1 protein-coding gene is annotated in these 1,455 nt (G+C 57.5%); it reads left to right on the top strand.

Annotated features, from left to right (window positions below; translation table 11 throughout):
• The first annotated feature begins 51 nt into the window (after positions 1-51).
• A protein-coding gene (locus OP494_RS17100; protein ID WP_280542774.1) for an IS3 family transposase occupies positions 52-1,418 on the top strand; the annotation gives its coding sequence in 2 pieces (ribosomal slippage) (positions 52-514 and positions 514-1,418; 1,368 coding nt in all).
• Positions 1,419-1,455: the final 37 nt, after the last annotated feature.

Genomic DNA, 1,455 nt, shown 5'->3' with positions numbered 1-1,455 from the left:
TGAACTGCACCCCGAAAGTTGGACACCCAATCCAACCTTCGGGGTGTTTCTATGAAGAACCAGTACAGCGACCAGTTTAAGTGGCAAGTGGTGCAGCAATACCTGAGTGGAGATGTCGGCCTAGAAGCGGCCGCCCACCAGCTTGGTCTGGACTACTCTATGGTCAGGCGATGGGTAGAACAGTACCGGCAGCATGGGCCTTCAGGATTGCGCCCGACACGTCGCCACTACAGCCCAGCGTTCAAGCGCGAGGTGCTGGAAAAGATGTGGCGCGACGGTTTGTCGATCCGACAGACCGAGATCCTGTTTGATATCCGTGCCGCTGGCGCTATTGGCAGATGGGAGCACCAGTACCATAGTGGTGGCCTAACCGCCTTGGAACCGAAACGTACGGGACGCCGCCCGATGCCCCAGAAGCCCCCATCGCCACCGCCCGAGCCTCCCACCGATGGTGAGCGCTCTCATGAGGGACTGCTCGAGGAGCTGGCCTATCTGCGGGCAGAGAATGCCTATCTAAAAAAGCTCGATGCCTTGGCCCGAGAGAAACGGGCGACGACACGGGGCAAAAAGCCCAAGCCGTCCAAGGGTTAAGGCATGAGCACCCCCTAGCGCTGCTGCTGCGTGCGGCATCGCTGCCGCGCAGCACGTTCTACTACCAGCTCAAGGTCCTGAGGGCTGACGATCTGTATGCGCCTCTGAAGGCGCGTATCCAGGCGATCTATGATCACCACAAGGGACGCTATGGCTATCGCCGTATCACCGCTGTGCTGCGCCAGGCAGGCGAGGCGGTCAACCACAAGACCGTCCAGCGGTTGATGCAGCAGCTGGGCTTGAAGTCCCGCGTTCGCCCCAAACGATATCGAGCTTATCGCGGCGTCGAGGGCTATGCCGCTCCCAATACGCTACAGCGTCGATTTCAAGCCCAAGGGCCGAATCAACGCTGGGTGACCGACATCACCGAATTCAAGGTCAATGACCAGAAACTCTACCTGTCACCGGTCATGGATCTGTATAACGGCGAAATTATCGCCTTCCAGACTGGGCCACGACCGGTATTCGGCCTAGTGAAGTATATGCTGAAGAGCGCCTTTGACCGGCTAAGGCCAGATGATCGGCCTCTATTGCACACGGATCAGGGGTGGCATTACCGCCACCCTAACTATCGTCGCCTGGTGGTGGAGAAGCGGATACTGCGCAGCATGTCACGGAAAGGGAATTGTCTGGACAATGCCGCTATGGAGAGTTTTTTCGGCACCCTGAAAGCGGAGTACTTCCATCTGAACCAGTTCGATACCGTTGAGCAATTGCAGCAAGGCATTGCCGAGTACATCCACTACTACAACCATCAGCGGATCAAGCAGAGACTAAAAGGCCTGAGCCCCGTGCAATACAGGACTCAGGCCATGGCCGCCGGTTAAGAGAACTAACCGTCCAACGATTGGGGGTCAGTTCAAT

The sequence above is a fragment of the Chromohalobacter sp. 11-W genome, assembly GCF_029889905.1.
Taxonomy (GTDB): Bacteria; Pseudomonadota; Gammaproteobacteria; order Pseudomonadales; family Halomonadaceae; genus Chromohalobacter.
This window is presented reverse-complemented; position numbering and strand designations above follow the sequence as displayed.